Annotated in this window: 15 protein-coding genes; 10 read left to right on the top strand and 5 right to left on the bottom strand. The window is 34.2% G+C overall.

The genetic code is table 11. The features are described from left to right. Positions 1-46: 46 nt before the first annotated feature. Positions 47-1,447: a di-heme oxidoreductase family protein gene (locus ACEN2K_RS05455; protein ID WP_441758313.1), complete on the bottom strand. Its 1,401-nt coding sequence runs from the start codon at positions 1,445-1,447 to the stop codon at positions 47-49. 65 nt (positions 1,448-1,512) lie between these two features. Further along, a complete protein-coding gene (locus ACEN2K_RS05460) occupies positions 1,513-2,682 on the bottom strand; it encodes an imelysin family protein (protein WP_441758314.1) in 1,170 nt (389 codons plus the stop codon). 281 nt (positions 2,683-2,963) lie between these two features. Here ACEN2K_RS05460 and ACEN2K_RS05465 point away from each other — a divergent pair, with 281 nt between their 5' ends. The 4 genes from ACEN2K_RS05465 to ACEN2K_RS05480 all read left to right on the top strand — a co-directional run bounded on the left by ACEN2K_RS05465 (position 2,964) and on the right by ACEN2K_RS05480 (position 9,182). Continuing rightward, the gene (locus ACEN2K_RS05465) at positions 2,964-4,175 is read left to right on the top strand and encodes a DUF4856 domain-containing protein (RefSeq protein WP_441758315.1); all 1,212 of its coding nucleotides are present in this window, start codon (positions 2,964-2,966) and stop codon (positions 4,173-4,175) included. Between the two features lie 61 nt (positions 4,176-4,236). Continuing rightward, positions 4,237-5,358: an imelysin family protein gene (locus ACEN2K_RS05470; protein WP_441758316.1), complete on the top strand. Its 1,122-nt coding sequence runs from the start codon at positions 4,237-4,239 to the stop codon at positions 5,356-5,358. A gap of 49 nt (positions 5,359-5,407) precedes the next feature. Next, positions 5,408-6,766 carry an HTTM domain-containing protein gene (locus ACEN2K_RS05475; protein WP_441758317.1) on the top strand — a complete coding sequence of 453 codons (1,359 nt, stop codon included), beginning with the start codon at positions 5,408-5,410 and terminating at the stop codon, positions 6,764-6,766. Next, positions 6,705-9,182: a TonB-dependent receptor domain-containing protein gene (locus ACEN2K_RS05480; RefSeq protein WP_441758318.1), complete on the top strand. Its 2,478-nt coding sequence runs from the start codon at positions 6,705-6,707 to the stop codon at positions 9,180-9,182. Before ACEN2K_RS05475 ends, ACEN2K_RS05480 begins: the two co-directional genes overlap by 62 nt. A gap of 125 nt (positions 9,183-9,307) precedes the next feature. On the opposite strand, the gene ACEN2K_RS05485 is transcribed toward ACEN2K_RS05480, so the two are convergent. The 3 genes from ACEN2K_RS05485 to prfA all read right to left on the bottom strand — a co-directional run bounded on the left by ACEN2K_RS05485 (position 9,308) and on the right by prfA (position 12,514). After that, positions 9,308-10,114, bottom strand: coding sequence for an ABC transporter substrate-binding protein (locus ACEN2K_RS05485; RefSeq protein WP_441758319.1), 807 nt, complete (start codon positions 10,112-10,114; stop codon positions 9,308-9,310). Positions 10,115-10,393: 279 nt separating this feature from the next. Then, positions 10,394-11,218, bottom strand: coding sequence for an orotidine-5'-phosphate decarboxylase (gene pyrF / locus ACEN2K_RS05490; protein WP_441758320.1), 825 nt, complete (start codon positions 11,216-11,218; stop codon positions 10,394-10,396). Between the two features lie 219 nt (positions 11,219-11,437). Then, positions 11,438-12,514, bottom strand: a complete 1,077-nt coding sequence (gene prfA, locus ACEN2K_RS05495) for a peptide chain release factor 1 (RefSeq protein ID WP_441758321.1) — start codon at positions 12,512-12,514, stop codon at positions 11,438-11,440. A gap of 353 nt (positions 12,515-12,867) precedes the next feature. On the opposite strand from prfA, the gene tcmP reads away from it, so the two are divergent. The 6 genes from tcmP (at position 12,868) to ACEN2K_RS05525 (ending at position 18,365) form a co-directional block, all read left to right on the top strand. Continuing rightward, the gene (tcmP, locus tag ACEN2K_RS05500; RefSeq protein WP_441758322.1) at positions 12,868-13,986 is read left to right on the top strand and encodes a three-Cys-motif partner protein TcmP; all 1,119 of its coding nucleotides are present in this window, start codon (positions 12,868-12,870) and stop codon (positions 13,984-13,986) included. Then, the gene (locus ACEN2K_RS05505) at positions 13,986-14,711 is read left to right on the top strand and encodes a DUF5131 family protein (protein ID WP_441758323.1); all 726 of its coding nucleotides are present in this window, start codon (positions 13,986-13,988) and stop codon (positions 14,709-14,711) included. The genes tcmP and ACEN2K_RS05505 overlap by 1 nt, the downstream gene beginning before the upstream one ends. A gap of 411 nt (positions 14,712-15,122) precedes the next feature. Next, positions 15,123-15,635 (top strand): hypothetical protein, encoded by a 513-nt coding sequence (locus ACEN2K_RS05510; RefSeq protein ID WP_441758324.1) that lies wholly within the window; start codon positions 15,123-15,125, stop codon positions 15,633-15,635. A 197-nt stretch (positions 15,636-15,832) separates the two neighbouring features. Continuing rightward, the gene (locus ACEN2K_RS05515) at positions 15,833-16,678 is read left to right on the top strand and encodes a formate/nitrite transporter family protein (protein ID WP_441758325.1); all 846 of its coding nucleotides are present in this window, start codon (positions 15,833-15,835) and stop codon (positions 16,676-16,678) included. Positions 16,679-16,737: 59 nt separating this feature from the next. Continuing rightward, entirely contained in the window at positions 16,738-17,373 is a 636-nt protein-coding gene (locus ACEN2K_RS05520) for a DUF1801 domain-containing protein (RefSeq protein ID WP_441758326.1), read from the top strand. A gap of 167 nt (positions 17,374-17,540) precedes the next feature. After that, positions 17,541-18,365 carry a hypothetical protein gene (locus ACEN2K_RS05525; RefSeq protein ID WP_441758327.1) on the top strand — a complete coding sequence of 275 codons (825 nt, stop codon included), beginning with the start codon at positions 17,541-17,543 and terminating at the stop codon, positions 18,363-18,365. Positions 18,366-18,577: the final 212 nt, after the last annotated feature.

Genomic DNA, 18,577 nt, shown 5'->3' on the forward strand with positions numbered 1-18,577 from the left:
GGATTCAATTTATAGAATCCCTCTTTTACTACTATGAATAGCGTCATTATAGCGAATTAATAAAATCCAGTAGATTCTTTCTTTCAATTGTTGTCAACTCTTTAAAACTATTTTTAGCCTTTTGAGCTTCACCACCGTGCCAAAGAATAGCCTCAGTAACGTTTCGAGCCCTACCGTCGTGTAATAGATTAGTATGTTTGTTAACTGTACTGATCAAGCCAATGCCCCATAAAGGCTGTGTTCTCCACTCACTACCCGATGCTTCAAAATCAGGAGCATTATCTGCTAAAGCTGTTCCCATGTCATGTAACAATAGATCCGTATATGGGCGAATAGTTTGATTGCGTAACGCAGTTATAGTATGGGTCTTCCCAGTTTGTATTTTAGGAATATGACAACTTGTGCAATTGATAGTTTCGAATATTTTTTTCCCCTCTAATACATTCTGCTCTGTGTAATTTCGCCTTGCTGGCACGGCTAGAGTACTCGAATATAAAGCAACTTTATTAAGATTGGCATCAGAAATTTCAGGTGAACCTCCGTTTGGAATCGAATTACAATCAACTCTAGGAGGACAATTTTCGTTAGGAAATAAACTAGATGTAATTCCGATGTCTCCAGAAAACGCTGCTGCTACTTGCTGGCGCACGTTTGGTTGATTGGCCTTCCAGCCAAATCTTCCTATTTTCTTAGAATTAGAAGCGATGTCATAAACGTAATTAACTTTACCTGAAATTCCGTCCTTGTTCGCATCATTAGGATCAGCAAAACCTAATAATGTGCTGTCATCAATTGCTTCTAATAATCCCAAACCTACCATTTGATTAGCAACTCTTGGAGATATTTTAACTTCTGCAGCTAAGCCGCCGTAGCCTAAAGTATTAATCTGGTATGTTGGTTTCCTTAGTACTACAACCGTTCCATCTGCCAGCGTTTCCGTAATATCTTGATAACTGATATTGAATTTACCTTTAACCGTTTGACCTAAGATAGCATTGTCTTGTAATTGACCACCATACATAGGGTCTTGAAAAGAGCTTCCATCACTATTTACTCCATGGACACTTAGTCGTAATAACAAACCATGTGCTGTTTCTCCATCAAATAAAGGGGCTCTACCGCGACCATCTTTAAAATGACAACTAGAACAAGATACAGCATTGAAAAACGGACCTAATCCATCACGAGCAGTCGTTGAGGCTGGTGCTGTTATCCAACTTTGTCTGAAAAATGAGTTTCCAATACCAAAATCACTTTGCTCATCAAAAGTTAAATTAGGCGCAGAGAAACCAAACGCTTCTTCAGAAGTATTAAAAAATGTCGTTTCACCACCTGAAAACTTCTCGCCTTCTTCGGCAACTAGTGGAATGTATTTTTCATCAGCATCACTACAACTGGCTAATTGAAGTCCCACAATTAACACTAAAATTTTTATACTATTCTTCATTTTTTATAAAACAGAAAAAAGTGTTCTTTAAAAAGAACACTTTTAATTATACATGCTTATTTAAATTATCCGTTGACGATAATTCCAATTTTAGTAGCACCTGCTAATAAATTAGCTCCTAAATTTTTAAGTTCCAGTACAGCTACTCTAACTTTGGCTCCTTCAGGGGAGTTTAATCCACCAGATATAGCTAAATCAAATGGAGTTTGTATTGCTGCTACTTTGTTTAATGAAGCAGTTACGGCTACATCAGTGTCAGTATAAACAGACACATTAGCTTGTTTGACTAAATCTTCTAATGAAGGACCATCAATAGTTCCATACTTTCCTTGGTAGACATTAATTACCCCTTGCAAGTTCAGTGCGATATCTCTATGTGTATTATCACTAAAACAAGAATGTTCATCTTCTTGATCAGCATTTCCTAAAGCCACATCCATACGTTCTACAGGTAATTCTGCAGATACAAGAGTGGTAATTCCTAAATACATGTTTTTGATTGCTGTGTCTTCTGCTAATGCTAAGAATGTATTTCTATAAGTACCTCCTACTTTCCATTGGTTCACTAAATAATCCAAATGGTCTGTCAATAAATCAGCACATACTTTTAAGTAATCAGCTCTTCGTAATGCATTGGCAGCAGTACCACCAACAACATAATCAGTGTAGGGTCTTAATCCTGCTTTGTTTTCTGAAGGCGCTGTTAAGTCTTGTCCCCAAAGCAAAAATTCAATTGCATGGTATCCCACACTAATGTTTTTTTCTCCACCATTTTCATTTTGAGCTTCAAGAAATGCCTTATTGATAACAGGAAACAGTACAGGATTGTTGATTATTCCAGATGTGCTAGCTCCTTCTACATAATCAATGTAGTTTTCATCTAATGGCCATGCGTTTAAAAGACTTTCAGGTCCGTTCTCATCATCAATAGGTCCATTAGCAAAACGGAAGGCTTCGGTAGTACCGTAACTCTCTCTAGACTCTTTCCATTTTAACTTTGCAGCATCAAAATTTGCTTGAGTAGGAGTTGTTGTGAATGTAGTAATTGCCGCTTCTAAAACAACTGCATCATCAAAAGCCTTTTTATAATTGGCATAAACAATATCAGCATAGTTTGCGATAACTTGTTTTTTTGTGACATTTGATTCTGCTGTGTCATCTTTATCGTTACTACAAGAGAAAACTAATCCTCCAATTAATAAAAATAATGATGTTCTTAAAAGTACCTTCTTCATAGTATTGTTATTTAGAATAATTAAATTTAAGCAAAAGTATAGGGATTATTCTAAAACACAAATTTTATTTAGATTTAATTTAAATAAAATTTAACGTAATAGGATAACCTTTTGTTTTTATGGCATTTATTCATGATACTATTTTTACACTGTATTAAAATCTTTAGGTAGTATAAAAGACCATAAAAAATTATTTAGAAATAATCTAAACAAAAACTTGATAAAATAAAATTGAGTTCTATCTTTGCAAAAATTATTTTTATTTAATCTTAATAACTCACATGAAATATTCTAAAGTCTTTTTTACGGCATTATCTATTGCATCATTATCAATGGTTTCTTGTTCAAACGATGATAGCACAACTGCTGAAGAAACTCCTAACTACAGCGTACCTGAGACCTATACCTTTGAAAGGAACAATACTACAACAGTAGATTTTTCTGGACAAAGTAGTCGCATTTTAATGCTAGAAGAATTAGGAAATGTTATAAAGTTAGCAGCTAATAATGGAACTGCGGCAGACCTAACGGTTATGACTAATATGTATTCAAATACAAATAATCCTTTTGAAACTGCAGCTCTAAATACCTCAGGAAAGCAATTAAAAGATAAGACAGCCGCTTCACTAGATTACTTTCAATTATTTCTAGGTGGTGGATCTACTGCTGAAAAATTAAGCGTTCAATCTTATTTTCAAACGCAATTAGCATTAGCTAACACCGCTAGTTTAGGTGCGACTGCATCTGCTGGTGTAGCAGGTTCTTATTTAGATGGAACTAGTAAAAGGTTATTTGCAGCCAACGGTTTAGAACCACAACAAGTACTTTTAAAAGGTATGATGGGTGCTAGCTTTATGGATCAAATAGTGAACAATTATTTGAGTAAAAACAAATTAGACGAAGGAAACAATAAAGTAAATAACAGTAATAAAATTGTAGAAGACAGCAAAACGTACACTACAATGGAACACAACTGGGATGAAGCATACGGTTACATCTACGGTGTTGACGGAACAAAGTTTTGGAGCAGCTACATCAACCAAGTAAATGCTGATGCTGAATTCAATACATTGAGCGCTGATATTAATTTGGCTTTCCGTAAAGGTAGAGCTGCAATTGTGGCCAATGATTATGCTACTCGTGATGCACAAATTGCAATCATCAAAGCTAAGTTAGCTTTAGTACCTGCCGTTAGAGCTGTTTTTTACCTACAAGAAGGAAAAGGAAAACTAACGACAGACAAAGGAGCTAAAGCATTCCACGCATTGTCTGAAGCTTATGGTTTTATCATCTCTTTACGTTATACAAATAAACCCGGGACAGATAGCCCTTATTTTACAAAAGCAGAAGTGGATACTATGTTAGCTACTATGGTTAGTGGTACAAATGGATTTTGGGACATCGATACTTTAGGTGCTAAATTAGATAGCCTTTCGTTACAAATTGCTACGCGATTTGGATTCACAGTGGCTGAGGCAGCTACCGTAAATTAATTTAGAATAATTACAGATAAGTACATTTGCTTTTGTATTTTTGCAAAAAAAAGAAGTTGACATGAAAAAGAAACTATTTATATTTTTTAGCGCTTTAATTACTATTGTAGCCTGTTCATCAAGTGACAATAGTGACGGTACTACTGGAGGAAGTAATTATGACCGCAAAGTACTTCTAACTAACTGGGCTGACAATATTATTATTCCAAGTTATGTGAATTATCAAGCTAAAGTTGAAATTTTAGCTGCTAATATCAGCACGTTTAATGCAGCAACTACAGAAGTGAATTTACAGGCTGTAAGAACTTCTTGGTTAGAAGCGTATAAAGCGTATCAATATGTGGCGATTTATAGTTTTGGTAAATCAGAAGAAATCAACTTAAAAGAAAGTGCCAACACGTATCCAACTAGTGCTAGTGGAATTGAAGCAAATATTACTGCTGGAACTTACAACCTAGCGTTACTTTCTCAATTTGATAAACAAGGGTTTCCAGCTTTAGATTATTTGATAAATGGTTTAGGTAATACAGATGCTGTTATTATGACCTATTATAGTACCAATGCTAATGCTACTAAATATAAAAAGTATTTAACTGATGTTACCACTCGTTTAAAAACAAATGTGGACACTGTATTAGCTGATTGGAATTCTGGATACAAGGCAACTTATATTGCTAATAGCGGTACATCAGTAAGTAGTTCTGTAAATATAACGACAAATAATTTTGTTAAGAATTTAGAGAAAAATGTACGTTCTGGAAAATTAGGAATTCCGTCTGGCGCCCTGTCTAGTGGAGTTACGTTCCCTGAAAAAGTTGAGGCTTATTATAAAAATGATGTTTCTAAAGAGTTACTAAATACTGCAATTAAAGCATCTCAAGATTTCTTTAACGGAAAACATTTTAACAGTGCAACAACTGGTGAAGGATTAAAAAGCTATTTGGATTACTTAAACACAGTACGTAGTGGAGAAAAATTAAGTACGATTATCAACAATCAGTTTGCTACTATTTTTACCGTAAATGCTACATTAAACAATAGTTTTTCGAATCAGATCGCTATTGACAATACAAAGATGCTTTCAGCATATGATGCTTTACAGCAAAATATAGTTTACACTAAGCTAGACATGATGCAAGCTTTAAATATTACTATTGATTATGTAGATGGTGATGGTGACTAATTACGTCGGTTAATTTATAAGACTAATTACTAAATAGTAGCTTACTATCATGATTCAAAATTATTTCAGACAATATACATCAGCCGCAACGCTAGCCTTTTACAGGCTAGCGTTTGGTTTAATGATGCTATTGAGTTTGATTCGTTTTGCGAGTTATGGTTGGATTAAAAAATTCTATATAACACCCGAATTTCATTTTACATATTATGGCTTTGGCTGGGTTAAGCCTATCGGTAATTATACGTACCTACTCTTTATCATAGCTGGAATTGCTGCAGTATGTGTAGCGATTGGTTACAAATATAAATGGGCCATATTAAGCTTTTTTCTGAGCTTTACTTACATTGAGTTAATGGATAAAACTACGTACCTCAATCATTATTATTTCATCACGATTATAAGTTTTGTGCTGATATTTTTGCCCGCAAACTGTTATTTTTCTATTGATGCTTATAAAAACGAAAAGCTACGTTTTCAAAATATACCAAGATGGAATATTGATATTCTAAAACTATTGTTAGCCATTGTCTATTTTTATGCAGGGCTGGCTAAAATTAATTCAGACTGGCTTTTAGAAGCCATGCCGCTTAAAATATGGTTACCTAATAATTCTAACCTTCCTTTCATTGGGTCACTGCTAAATCAGAATTGGGTACACTATGCCTTTAGTTGGACTGGTATGCTTTATGACCTAGGTATCGTATTTTTATTACTGTATAAAAGAACGCGACTGTTCGGCTTTATTTTAGTGGTTGTATTCCATATTTTAACAAGAATATTGTTCCCAATAGGAGTTTTTCCTTACGTCATGATCATTAGCTCATTGATTTTCTTTGATGCAAGTTTTCACAAAAAAGTATTGCGTTTTATTGCTAAGCTATTTTCAACTAATATTATTATCTTCGAAAATGGTAAGAAAAAAATGGAGCATAAAACAACTCTTTACAAGTCAAAAATGGCTTTTATCAGCTGTTTTGTTGTCTTTCAACTTTTGTTTCCCTTTAGGTATTTATGTTATCGAAATGAACTTTTTTGGACCGAAGAAGGTTTTCGGTTTTCTTGGCGCGTGATGCTTATGGAAAAAGCAGGATACATTACCTTTACCGTCAAAGATGCGGTCACTAAAAAAGAAATAACAGTAAACAACAGTCATTTCTTGACGACATTTCAGGAAAAACAAATGGCGTTCCAACCTGATTTTATTTTACAATACGCACACTATTTACACAATTATTACCTGCAGCAAGGCGTTAATGATCCTGAAGTTTATGTAGAGAGCTACGTAGCCTTAAACGGTCGGTTAAGTCAGAAATATATAGATTCAAAAATAAATTTAGCAAACGAAAATGAAAGTTTCAAACACAAAACTTGGATACTCCCTTTTAATGACAACATTAAAGGATTTTAGGCTATTCCTATTCTTATTGTTCCCACTTTTGTCTTTTGCCCAAAATAAAATTTCGGGTACAGTAACAGATGGCAATGGAAAAAAATTAGTAGGCGTTGAAGTTTACAACAAGTCTACTAACACAAAACTGTTTACAGACGCTAATGGTACTTTTGAAATAGACCTAAAAAAATCAGCAAGTTTTGATTTTGTATTTTTTAAAGAAGGCTACAGCATCGTGGAGCAAAATAGCATCTCTACGGGGAGTTCGATTAGAATAGTTTTAAACAAAATTAATAATCTAACGGAGGTTATTATTAGAAAGCAAAACGAAAAACTGCATGCCATTCATAAACTGAAAGATATTGAAGGAACAGCAATTTATGCCGGTAAAAAGACTGAAGTAGTTGCTATTGACAAGCTAACCGTAAATAAGGCCACAAATAATGCACGTCAGGTATTTGCTCAGGTGGTGGGTCTAACTATCAACGAAAGTTCAGATGGTGGATTGCAATTGAGCATTGGTGGACGTGGACTAGATCCTAACCGTACTTCCAACTTCAATACCCGTCAAAATGGGTACGATATCAGTGCAGATGTTCTAGGGTATCCGGAAAGTTACTATGCAAGTCCTACTGAAGGTCTAGAAGAAATTCAAATTGTTCGTGGTGCGGCATCCTTACAATACGGAACACAATTTGGTGGTTTAGTCAACTTTAAATTAAAATCACCTACTAAAAAAGCTTTTGAATTCATTACAAGAAACACAGTAGGTTCCTATGGTTTGTTTACTAATTTCACTTCTATGAGTGGTACCAATGGAAAGTTTAGCTACTATACTTTTTACAATTACAAACAAGGAAATGGTTTCAGACCTAATTCTGATTTTGAGAGTAAAAACTATTTTGCTAATCTTAATTATAAATTTAATGACAAGACTTCGCTTCATTTTGATTATACTTATTTCAATTACCTAGCACAGCAAGCGGGTGGTCTAACGGATGCTATGTTTAATGAAAACCCAAGACAAAGCAACCGCACACGCAACTGGTTTGCGGTAGATTGGAATTTATTTGCTTTGAAATTAGAGCATAAATTCAATAACAATGCTGACTTTTCCTTACAATTATTCGGACTAGATGCCAGCAGAAAAACAGTGGGTTATCGTTCTAATCGTGTATCAAATCAAGATACCGAAGGAACAGTTCGAGATCTAATTTCAGGTGATTTTGTCAACTGGGGTGCCGAAGCGCGCTATCTTAAGAAATACAATTTAAAAGGAAACAGCAGTGCTTTTTTAATAGGAGCCAAATACTACCAATCGAGAAACACTGGATTACAAGGACCAGGAAGTACTGGAAGCGATGCTAATTTTAACTTAGCGAGTGAACAATTCCCTTATTATGCTAATCAGTCTAATTACACTTTCCCCAATTTAAACCTTGCTGTTTTTGGAGAAAACATATTTAAACTTACTTCTAACTTTTCAGTCACACCGGGTTTTCGATTTGAAAAAATTAGAACACAAGCTGAAGGTTCGTACCGAAAAATCAATCTAGATTTAGCTGGAAACGTGATTCTAGACGACGAGCAATTTGAGAACAATATAAAAGACAGAGATTTCGTTTTATTAGGTGTTGGATTGAGTTACAAGCCAAAAAACCAAATAGAAATCTACGGAAATGTTTCCCAAAATTACCGTTCGGTTACCTTCAATGACATTCGTACTGTAAGTCCAAGTCAGGTAATTGATAATGACATTTCAGATGAAAAAGGTTATACGTCAGATATTGGTGTTCGGGGACAACTGGGTGACAAAGTAACTTTTGACGCCAGTATTTACGGACTGTATTACAATGACAAAATAGGAGAATATGAAAGACGTAACCCCAATGGATCAGCAGCCGTAGTGCGTTACCGTTCTAATATAGGGACAGCCGTTACTTATGGTTTTGAAACTATGTTTGACTGGAGTTTGAGTAAAACATTCTTTAAAGGAAATGATAATTTTAGTTGGAATGCATTTTCAAATATAGCCATTACTGATTCAGAATACTTAAAATCGGACGCTCCAAATATTGAAGGAAACAAAGTAGAATTTGTCCCACTTTTCAATATCAAAACGGGAACAGGAATCGGGTATAAAAACTTTATGACCAGCTTACAGTTTAGTTATGTATCATCACAATTTACGGAGGCTAACAATAGTAAAACAGATCCTAATGACAATACCTATGGTATTTTTGGAGAAATACCAGCCTACTACGTAGCCGATATATCTTGTTCTTATAAATGGAAAATGTGGAAGTTAGAAGCCGGTGTTACTAATTTCACAAACAACAATTATTTTACCCGTAGAGCTACTGGATATCCAGGACCTGGAATAATCCCATCCGATAATAGATCATTCTACACTACTTTAGAATTCCTATTTTAAAGTAAAAAATACGCTAAAAATAAAACCATTTAGAGTTTAAGTTTCATTAAGGATTAGCCTTAATTTTCTTAATTTCTAAATGGTTTTTTATTTATAATAGGTACGCTTTCGCGAAAGAAAAAACATTATTTTCCGATATTCTTGTGCAACATTTTGAAATAAGGAAACGCTTTTAATAAGCGACTGCCGTACCAAGAAAACATTTCGCCATCAACTAAAAACGTTTGTGCTTTCTCAGTATAATTGCTGATTTCATAACCATCTTCTTTTTTAAATGGGTACGGTTCTGACGAAAGAAAAATATAATCTGGATCACCATCGTTAACTATTTCTTCTATTGCTACTTCAGGATAACGTCCTTTAGTATCATAGATATTTTTAAAGTGATTCAGTTTTAATAATTCGTTTATAAAATTATCTGAACCTGCCACCATATAGGGCTTTTTCCAAATAAAGTAAGCCACTTTCCTAACGGGAATATCCTTGATGAAAGTTTTAAAATCGCTCCACGCAAAAGCCAGTTTGTCGTTCCACTTTCGAGCTTCGGTGCGTGCATTAAATAACTGACCAAAATCGGTAATCATTTGGAAATTATCTTCAATGGTGATAATATTAGTAACCCAAACCAGACAAATTTCTCGCAGCCTTTCGACCATTTCTTGGGTATTCTCTTCCTTGTTACAAATGATAATATCAGGCTGCAGTTCTTTTATCTTACGATAATTCACCTTCTTAGTTCCACCCACACTTTGCTTGGTTGATTTAAAATGATACGGATGCACGCAAAATTTAGTTATTCCAACAATCTTCTCCTCTAATCCTAGATCGTATAATAATTCGGTTTGTGAAGGCACCAAAGAAATAATCCGTTGCGGCGCAGTGTCAAAAGTATGCTCGGTACCCAGTTGATCGACTAAAGAAAGTTGTTTCACGTTATTTATTTTAAAGTTTTCTGAAGTTGCGGAGCTTTTAAAAAGTTTAAAGTTTTTCTTGTTTAAAGTTTTCTGAAGTTGCGGAGCTACAAAGATTCAAAGTTGCAAAGTTACAAAGTGGAAGAGTTGCAGAGTTGCAGAGTTGCAGAGTTTTAAATAGTAGATAAAGAAAACAACTTTAAACAATCTACCGACAATCCAAAACTTTAAACATTAAACAAATTTAAGACAATGTAAAAACAACTTTAAACCTTAAACTTCAAACAAACTTTAAACAAACTAAAACAACTTCAAATTTACAATTTCGCTCATTTCTTGCTGCATTTTTAAGGCTTCTGCTCTTGCTTTTTCGGCAAAATCAGTTCCATTAGATGCGTAGATAATTCCTCGAGAAGAATTGATCAATAAACCTATATTATCGTTCATTCCGTATTTACATACTTCTGCAAGGCTTCCACCTTGTGCGCCTACTCCGGGAACAAGTAAGAAACTATCGGGAACAATTTTACGAACTTCAGTAAAATACTCGGCTTTTGTTGCACCTACTACATACATCAAGTTTTCACTATTTTTCCATGATTTAGACGTTTCTAGAACTTTCTTGTACAGTTCTTGTCCATCTATTAAAAGAGTTTGAAAATCAAATGCACCTTCATTTGAAGTTAAGGCTAACATGATGGTATGCTTGTTTTCGAAAGCTAAAAAAGGTTCCACCGAATCTTTTCCCATGTAGGGTGCAACGGTAACACTATCAAAGTTCAGGTCTTCAAAGAAAGCCTTGGCATACATAGATGAGGTGTTTCCTATATCGCCTCGTTTAGCATCGGCGATGGTGAAGATATCAGGATAATTATCGTTGATGTACTTGATTGTTTTTTGGAGTGCTAACCACCCTTTGATTCCATAGGCTTCAAAAAAAGCTATATTGGGTTTGTACGCTACGCATAAGTCGTGCGTTGCATCAATGATCGCTTTGTTAAACTCAAAAATGGGATCTTCAAGTGTCAGTAAGTGCGATGGTATTTTATCTAAATCAACATCTAATCCTACGGTTAGGAATGATTTTTTAATTTTAATTTGCTCAATAAGTTGTTGTGTAGTCATTGTGCTGGCTGTTTAATATTGGGTGTTGGGTTTTAGTTAAACCTTCGAGGCAACAAATTTCTTTAGTAATTGTATTCTTCTTTGTAAGCGATATCGTTCTAATATAAACTAATCCTATTTAGCCCCGATTGAGCCGATATCCTCGCAGTGAAAAGGAGAGATAAAGGCGAAAGCGGGAAATAGCTCCAAAAAAAAGCCTCAATAAATGAGGCTTAGATATTAGAAAACTTCGCTAGCTTCCTTTAATTTTTCCATGTTGTTCACTAGTTGTAATTCGTCAACAATTTTCTGGATATCACCATTCATGATGTTTCCTAGATCGTATAATGTCAAACCAACACGGTGGTCAGTCACACGACCTTGCGCATAATTATAAGTACGAATCTTAGCCGAACGGTCACCAGAACTTACTTGAGAAGTACGTTTTGTAGCGTCTTCTGCTTCTTTTTTGGCTAACTCTTGTTCGTATAAACGAGAACGTAAAACCGTTAAGGCTTTGTCCTTATTCTTGTGTTGTGATTTTTGATCTTGACATTGCGCCACTAATCCCGTAGGAATGTGCGTTAAACGTACCGCAGATTTAGTGGTGTTTACTGATTGTCCACCAGGTCCTGACGAACAAAAGAAATCCACACGTACATCATTCATATCAATTTGTACATCAAATTCCTCAGCTTCTGGCAATACCATAACAGTCGCTGCTGATGTGTGTACACGTCCTTGCGTTTCCGTTTGTGGCACACGTTGCACACGGTGTACACCTGCCTCAAACTTCAAAGTTCCATAAACATCCTCACCAGTAACTTCAAAAATTACCTCTTTAAAACCTCCAGACGTACCTTCATTCATATCTACTACTGATGTTCTCCACCCTCTGTTTTCACAGTATTTAGTGTACATACGGAATAAATCTCCTGCAAATATACTCGCTTCATCCCCACCCGTTCCGGCACGAATCTCCACCATCACATTCTTAGCATCCTCCGGATCTTTAGGAATCAACATAAATTTGATTTCTTCCTCTAGTTCTGGTAATCTTTCCTTTGCTTCTTCCAGTTGCATTTTGGCCATTTCGGTCATATCTGCATCACTGTTATCTGCTATAATTTCGTTTGCTTCTTCAATATTTGCCATCAAAAGAACATATTCGTCTCTTTTTTCAGCCAATGCTTTCAAGTCTTTATACTCTTTATTCAATTGTACATAACGCTTCTGATCAGAGATAACATCCGGCTGGATAATTAAATCCGAAATCTCATCGAAACGTTGTTTTACTATTTGAAGTCTATCTAACATAATCTTAGTCCTTTTATTGGAGTGCAAAATTACGAAATTTTTGTTTAAAGTTTAATGTTTAAAGTTCCAAGTTTTTTAAGGAGCTTAATCCTGCTATTCGCTATATCTTTTCCTTGCTAAAAGTGCAAGAAAAAGGATGGCGCTACTATCAGGGCTAGGGAATTTTGTACTAAATGAGAGGGATTACGGTTTTCCGTAAAGCCCCTGATTAAAAAGCGCTTACATTTGAATTACCGAAATTATTTAATCAGTAATTTCGGAAGAATGTTTATATTTGATAATATAAATTTTATTATTAAGACCAGTAACTTAAGTTTTAAACAAAAAATAAGTATAGATAATTTAAATATCCAATGAGTATAAAAAAATCACAAACTAGCTTATTGAACCATTCGGAAGCTAAAGTAAAGTTATTTGGAGATTACATTCAAAAATATTTAAATATAATATGTAACGATGGATATACCAGATCTGTACATATAATAGATTTATTTTGCGGACCTGGTGTTTATGAAAATGGTGGTGAAGGTAGCCCAGTTATTGCTTTAAAAAAGATAAAACAAACATTTTACCAATTCATTGATAAACGCCCAAATCAATCACCAAAAATTCATTGTTATTTCAACGACATTGATAGAAATAAAATAGAACAATTAGAAATTATTATAAAAGAAAAGAAACTACATTACAATAATTTTGGAAAATTAAATTTAATTAATAAAGATTATAATGAGATTGTAACCCAATTACCCCATAAATTCAAAGCATTTAAAGATGATAAAGCCTTTGTTTTTATTGATCCTTTTGGCTATAAAGATGTCAAAGCAGATCATATTTTAAATCTATTAAATTGTAATTATAAGTCCGAAGTATTATTATGGCTTCCAATTCAATTTATGTATCGATTTTCCAAAACTGGAACACCGGATGTTTTGGAAAGTTTCAATTCCCAATTAGGAATAAATAAAGATGAATTAAGAAACGAATGGGAATATATAAGTGCATTAAAAGAAGGATTTGGATCTTTTATTGGCAATGAATACTTTGTTGACAGTTTTACCCTAAAAAAAGAAGAAAACACAATATTCTGTTTATTCTTCTTCAGTTCACATATTCGTGGATATGAAAAGATGTTAGAAACAAAATGGGAGATAGACAATGAGCAAGGTAGAGGTTGGAAATATGATAGTAATCAATCCTCCCTCTTTTCTGATTTGGAAACTAATAAGCTTGAAGATTTTTTAATTATTTTTTTACAGAAGACCCGAAGAACTAATGGTGAAGTATTTGAATTCACATTAAGAAAAGGTTTCTTACCTAAACATTCAACTCAAATTTTAAAAAAACTACAGGCTGACAATAGGTTAAAAGTGTTGAATGAAGACGGTTCTAAAATAAGAAAAGGTGCTTTTTATTTAAATTACAGAGATTATAAAGATAACTTTGCTAAACTAACTATTAATCTAATATAATGGCACAATCTAGCATTGAATGGACTGAGATGACTTGGAATCCAACAACTGGGTGCTCTAAAGTTTCACAAGGCTGTAAGTTCTGTTATGCCGAAATTATGTCTAATAGGCTTCAGTCAATGGGTGTTGAAAAATATAAAGATAATTTCGAGGTTCGCTCACACTCAGAAGCTTTAAAAGTTCCGTACACTTGGAAAAAATCTAAGATTGTTTTCGTAAATTCAATGAGTGATTTATTTCACGAAGAAATACCCCTTGCATTTATCAAAAAAGTTTTTAAAGTTATGAATGAGAATCCTCAACACGTGTTCCAAGTTTTAACTAAAAGAGCAGAACGGCTATTAGAATTTCATACTGAATTAAAATGGACACATAATATTTGGATGGGAGTCTCAGTGGAAGAACAAAAAGTATCGAATAGAATAGACTTTTTACAGCAAACCAATGCAAGAGTAAAATTTCTTTCCCTAGAGCCTTTACTAGGACCACTGCCAAATTTAAATTTGGAAAAGATTGATTGGGTTATAGTTGGTGGAGAAAGCGGACACACTCCTAGACCAATGGATGTAGATTGGGTAATTGATATTCAAGAACAGTGTCAGCAAAAAGATGTAGCATTCTTTTTTAAACAGTGGGGAGGAAAGAATAAGAAGAAAAATGGGAGAATTCTAAATGGCAGAACTTATGATGAAATGCCTGAAATTGAATTACAACGTAGCGTCTAAAAAACAAAGTCCCCGCTCTACGAGGTCGCCCGACTTCGCACCACAAACCAAGCAAACAATACAGTTCGTTAAAATTGTTATCCCGACAAAGGTAGGAACTTCACAAAACAACGAACATAGTTTGCAACCTGACTTATAAAGACTCTTCCTTATAGTTAGAATGACAAGATACTGGAATCTATACTTAAGATTCAGAGAACTCCGATTTGCTATCCGTGCCTCTAATTAAAAGACAATAACAACATAGAAAACTAAATACCATTGTTGTTCTTAACGTTTACAAACGGGATTAATGCTACTCATTATGGCGCAAATAAAAAACTTTGTCACTCCCAATAATATTCTTAAATTGAGACTTTAAAAAACACTCTGAGCAGGAACAATTATTGCTCATATAAGCGACATCACATTATGGAAAAATATTTACGTCAATTGATTACAATTGAATTTGAAGATAAAAAAGACATTTTTACCGGATTTCTAATTGACTGGACCGAAGATTGGATTTTACTTAAAAACAATCCCGTCGATTTTATTATTGATGGTTTTACGATTTTGAAAAACAAAAATGTAAAATCCATTATTCAAGACAAAGACCACGAATTTACCGAAAGAGTTATTAAATTAAAAGGTCTAAAAACCAGTGCCGAAGAAATAATTCAGCTTACTAGTTTAGAATCTATTATCCAATTTTTGGCAAATAAATACGAGATATTTCAAATCGCAAAAAAGTCGGACAAGGCGGTTTATCTTGGTAAACTCATGGAATGCGATGACAAAGAATTGGTTATGGATTTCTTAGGTCCTGAAGGAGAATTTGAAGGAGTAATGAGTTTCAAAAACAGTAAAATACGTGTTATTGAATTTGACACAGACTATATCAACTCTTTAAAACTAATTGTTGAAGAAAATAGCAAAGGCTAATTAAGAACTTTGATCTTATTTGTATTAGAAGCCAAAAAACGGAATTACTAGCCCTGATGGCAGCGGCATCCTCGCAGCGCAGCGTAGAGATACAGCGTACAGCAGGACTGTTCGTTTATAAAAACAATAATGATGCTGCTCCTTAAACAGTGAACCAACACTTTTATAAGAGTGACGCACAACATAAAATTATCTTTATGAAACCGGAGGATAAAGAACAAGAAACATATCAGGAGGAATTAGAAAAAACGTCTAACGAAGTGGATGGTGTCAATGAGTACCGCGATATTTTGAGCCGCGTTATTCATGAAGGCGAACAGGTTTTTAAAATTAAAAATAAAGCCATTACGCTCAGTGCCATTATCGCCGGACTTGAAATTGGGTTTAGCTATTTCTTGATTTGCACTCTTTACTACTTGCTAGAGGGAACGCTTGCTGAGAATACTATTTTTAAGCTTTTTAGTGTGGTGTATCCTGTGGGTTTTATTCTGGTTATTTTGGGCAAGTCGGCTCTATTTACAGAGCAAACTTCCGTTTTGACCTTGCCTGTTTTGAACGGGCAACGATCCATTGGGGAGCTACTCCGAATTTGGGGATTGGTCATTTTGGGTAATGTGGTAGGAGGAATTCTATTTACCTTATTCATAAGTGTGCTGGCTCCGCATTTGAATTTGTTCACACAAGATACCATGGTAAAAATAGGGACGCATGTTGTCCATCACGATGCCTGGGTCCTTTTTATTAGCGCCATTGTTGCGGGCTGGCTGATGGGCTTATTAAACTGGTTATTGAACAGTGCTAAAAGTTCACTAACACGCATTTTTATCATTTTTATGATTACCTCAGTGATAGGTTTTGGCGGATTCCATCACAGTATTGTAGGGAATATCGAGGTTTTTGCCGCCTATCTATTTTCAGATGCTGTAACACTTTTTGATTATTTGTGGTTTTTATTGTTAGCTTTACTTGGTAATGGTATTGGTGGTGCAATTGTCGTAGGACTTTTCAAATACCGAATTTTTGAATCTAATTACAAGAGTTAGAAATCTGTTTTTTAATACTTTTATAAACCTAATTTGTACTGTTTTTAAAGCGCACGAATATGAATCCAAATGTAGATGACTTTATTAGTAATGCCAAAAATTGGCAGTCAGAAATGAAGGAATTGCGACAACTATTGCTGGCCTGTGGCCTTACTGAAGAATTTAAGTGGCGCGCGCCTTGCTATAGTTTTCAAGGAAACAATGTTGTGCTTATAGGAAGTTTCAAAACTTTTTGTACGCTTAGTTTTTTCAAAGGAGTATTGTTACAAGATACTGCCAACCTATTAATTAAACCGGGAGAAAATAGTCAGTCAGTACGGTTTTTTAAATTTACTAGTTTACAAGAAATTACAGATCAAACATCGATCATAAAAAACTATATTTATGAGGCCAAAGAGATTGAAAAAGCGGGTTTGAAAGTCGAATTAAAAAATAATATGGAACTGGAATTAGTTCCTGAATTACAAAATACCTTGGCTACAAATCCAAGTTTAAAAAAAGCCTTTGAAGCGTTAACTCCAGGGAGGCAAAGAGCATACAATCTTTATATTTCATCCAGCAAAAATCCCAAAACAAGAGAAACCCGAATCGAAAAATACATTCCGCGTATCCTAGACGGCAAAGGGATCAATGATTGTGTTTGTGGTTTATCAAAAAAAATGCCTAGTTGCGATGGCTCACATAAGTATATTTGACAATTTAAAGAGCAGCACAACCCCCAGTAATCAAAAGTAGTCATAAAAAGTAATGTCTCTAAAGAAAGCTATAAACAGATAACTTGATTACAGTGAAAAAACATTGTAATTTAATTAAAGGGACTTAATTTACGAATAAAACATTTCTAGCGTAAACGACGAAAACTATGAAAAAAATTTCTTTACTACTATTCCTACTTGTTTCGTTCAAAGGTTTTTCTTGTGATTGCGACAGTGGTAACAATGCTTTAGAGTTCTATTCTTCGAAATATGTTTTTGAAGGTAAAATAATTTCAAAAGTTTACGCAGCAGACAGTCTAACGTATAAAATTACTTTTGATATTTTAAAACATTATAAAAATGGAGATGCTCCTAAAACACTTTCATTTGATTTGAAATCCGAAGCTAAATATAGTAAACAGTGGTCTTCATGTGATTGGATGGCTAAAAAAAATGAAAAATGGATTGTTTATGCATACGAAAATAACGGGAAAATAAATTTTAGTGGTATTTGTTCTAATTCAAGAGTTCTCGATAGCTATCCAATTCAGCCTAACGAACAAAAAATGTTAGACAATGGAAATTCATTTAAAATCGAAGACTTCATTTATGAATATGAGTATGATTTTAATTTCTGCAAAAATATTACAGACATCAATTCAATTTTAGAAAAAGGAAAAGTAAAAGATTATTTAAAACCATTTACGATTCTAAGTCTTCACATTGACTCAGAGGGAAACCTAAAGTCGGTCAACATTACCAGAGAATTATTGCCTATTTATGATTCCATTAATCATTTAAGAAAAGAACTAATCTTTAAAAGTTATCTCCCAGTTACTGAATTTGAAAAAGATGCTATTGAATTAATAAGTCAAGTTAAGAAATGGGAAATTAAAAAACATAAGCAGACAAAAGTAAATGTTGCTTATCTAAAGAATATCAGCGTTGAATATGATCTAAAGACCAATAAGTGGAATTATGAACTTTGGTAATAGCTTAAAGTTAATTCTTTGCAACTGGTACGATCGAGAACTCATTCTTAGTTTTTTGTAAAAAATTTGTTTGTCCAATTTTATGTTTGTGAAATTCGTAATTATGAAAACAAAACATTTTCTTTAGCCCTGATGGCAGCGGCATCCTCGCAGCATAGCGAAGAGATACAGCGGACAGCAGGACCATACGTATTTGAAAAAACCATTCGCAC

Origin of the sequence: Flavobacterium sp. W21_SRS_FM3, assembly GCF_052113625.1 — a bacterium.
Taxonomy (GTDB): Bacteria; Bacteroidota; Bacteroidia; order Flavobacteriales; family Flavobacteriaceae; genus Flavobacterium.

What these genes read in the sequence shown, in the direction of transcription:
- ACEN2K_RS05465 (WP_441758315.1), top strand. Translation starts at nt 2,964, where the DNA reads ATGAAATATTCTAAAGTCTTTTTTACGGCATTATCTATTGCATCATTA.
- ACEN2K_RS05515 (WP_441758325.1), top strand. Translation starts at nt 15,833, where the DNA reads ATGAAACCGGAGGATAAAGAACAAGAAACATATCAGGAGGAATTAGAA.
- ACEN2K_RS05525 (WP_441758327.1), top strand. Translation starts at nt 17,541, where the DNA reads ATGAAAAAAATTTCTTTACTACTATTCCTACTTGTTTCGTTCAAAGGT.
- ACEN2K_RS05455 (WP_441758313.1), bottom strand. Translation starts at nt 1,447, where the DNA reads ATGAAGAATAGTATAAAAATTTTAGTGTTAATTGTGGGACTTCAATTA.
- tcmP (WP_441758322.1), top strand. Translation starts at nt 12,868, where the DNA reads ATGAGTATAAAAAAATCACAAACTAGCTTATTGAACCATTCGGAAGCT.
- ACEN2K_RS05475 (WP_441758317.1), top strand. Translation starts at nt 5,408, where the DNA reads ATGATTCAAAATTATTTCAGACAATATACATCAGCCGCAACGCTAGCC.
- ACEN2K_RS05505 (WP_441758323.1), top strand. Translation starts at nt 13,986, where the DNA reads ATGGCACAATCTAGCATTGAATGGACTGAGATGACTTGGAATCCAACA.
- ACEN2K_RS05520 (WP_441758326.1), top strand. Translation starts at nt 16,738, where the DNA reads ATGAATCCAAATGTAGATGACTTTATTAGTAATGCCAAAAATTGGCAG.
- ACEN2K_RS05460 (WP_441758314.1), bottom strand. Translation starts at nt 2,682, where the DNA reads ATGAAGAAGGTACTTTTAAGAACATCATTATTTTTATTAATTGGAGGA.
- ACEN2K_RS05510 (WP_441758324.1), top strand. Translation starts at nt 15,123, where the DNA reads ATGGAAAAATATTTACGTCAATTGATTACAATTGAATTTGAAGATAAA.
- pyrF (WP_441758320.1), bottom strand. Translation starts at nt 11,218, where the DNA reads ATGACTACACAACAACTTATTGAGCAAATTAAAATTAAAAAATCATTC.
- prfA (WP_441758321.1), bottom strand. Translation starts at nt 12,514, where the DNA reads ATGTTAGATAGACTTCAAATAGTAAAACAACGTTTCGATGAGATTTCG.
- ACEN2K_RS05470 (WP_441758316.1), top strand. Translation starts at nt 4,237, where the DNA reads ATGAAAAAGAAACTATTTATATTTTTTAGCGCTTTAATTACTATTGTA.
- ACEN2K_RS05480 (WP_441758318.1), top strand. Translation starts at nt 6,705, where the DNA reads ATGAAAGTTTCAAACACAAAACTTGGATACTCCCTTTTAATGACAACA.